Below are 1,340 nucleotides of genomic sequence, written 5' to 3'. Positions count from 1 at the left end.
ACGACGGAATAAATTTTATCAAAGTCTCCGTACAGCCTCTTCCACGATTAAGGGCATGGAGACCCTTCGAGGAATATATAAAAAGAACCGAAGAATGTAGTGACCCCCAAAATATAGACTTTTCTGGAAAGTCAACGAAAAACTAGACACGGAGTTAAGAGAATTTAAGAATTATATTTTTCAAAGTCTTTTGGAGACCTGTAATCAAGACCTGAATGCATCCTTTTTGTATTGTAATAGGTCTCAATGTATTTAAATATTTCTTGAGTAGCCTCAGCTCTTGTCTCAAAATGAGCATCATTAATAAGCTCCCTCTTTAGCGTCTTATAAAAAGACTCCATCATTGCATTGTCATATGGATTTCCTTTACGACTCATGCTAGATTGAGCACCGACTTGACGAAGAGTAGATTGATAACGAGAGCTTGTATATTGACTCCCTTGATCAGTATGGACAATCAAGCCAGGCTGAGGATGTTCTTTCCCACAAGCTTGTAAGAAGCAATCCCTCACCAGTTTATCTTGCATCCGTGAAGACATTGACCAGCCTACAATCTTACGTGAAAAAACGTCGATATTCACGGCTAAGTATAAGGTGCCTTCTTTGGTAGGGATATAGGTCATGTCTCCCAGCCATACTTTATTAGGAGCTGTTGCTTTAAAGATCTGATTAATTAAATTGGGTCTTGAAAGCGAAGCTCCTTTTCTGTTGTAATGTTTATATTTATAACGGCTTCCCTTGGCATAAAGTCCCATCAAGTGCATCAGTTTCCCAACACGTTTCGTGTTGGTCATAATACCAGTATTATGAAGTACCTTGGTAATTCTAACCGCACCATAGCGTCCCTTATGCTCATGAAAGACAGCTTTTATCTTCTCTGAGAGAATTTCTCTCTCCACTTGTTGTTTTGAAGGACGACGATGCATGTATTCATAGAAACCTGAGCGAGAAACCTTAAGAACTTTTACTGCATGCTTAATTTTTATCTTCCCATGATGTTTCAAGAGAAATTCAAAACGTTTTACTTGCTTCGCTTCAAGAAGACCCGGAACTTTTTTAGAAGTTCAAGTTCCTCCTGAAGATAACGATTTTCTTTCTCTAACAATTTAATCTTATGTTGGGCATCAGCTAGGGCTGTCCCATTGCCTGGAAAAGCACTTTCTCCATATTCTTCAACTTCTTGAACCCAGCGATAAAGACTATTGGCATGAACCTCAAGCTCTTGGCTGACTTCTTTAACAGAGTAACCCTCTTCAAGAATGAGTTTTACTGCAGAATTTTTAAATTGTTTATCGAATTTTCTTCTTGCCATAATAAACCTTTCCACGATTTCTCTTAAC

General features: G+C 38.3%; 1 protein-coding gene and 1 pseudogene. One reads left to right on the top strand and one right to left on the bottom strand.

The window, feature by feature from the left end; genetic code table 11:
* Positions 1-94 (top strand): annotated as a pseudogene (locus ABTZ99_RS44970) (IS6 family transposase); the annotation flags it as partial.
* 70 nt (positions 95-164) lie between these two features.
* On the opposite strand, the gene ABTZ99_RS44965 reads toward ABTZ99_RS44970, so the two are convergent.
* Positions 165-1,312, bottom strand: a protein-coding gene (locus ABTZ99_RS44965) for an IS3 family transposase (RefSeq protein WP_499619290.1) whose coding sequence is annotated in 2 segments (ribosomal slippage) — positions 165-1,060 and positions 1,060-1,312 — 1,149 coding nt in all. Because the reading frame shifts where the segments join, the coding sequence is not laid out codon by codon here.
* Positions 1,313-1,340 lie beyond the last annotated feature (28 nt).

This window comes from Actinosynnema sp. NPDC002837 (assembly GCF_040295345.1).
Lineage (GTDB): Bacteria > Actinomycetota > Actinomycetes > Mycobacteriales > Pseudonocardiaceae > Actinosynnema.
Note: the sequence above shows the minus strand (reverse complement) of the source record. Positions and strands in the feature narration are given on the sequence as shown.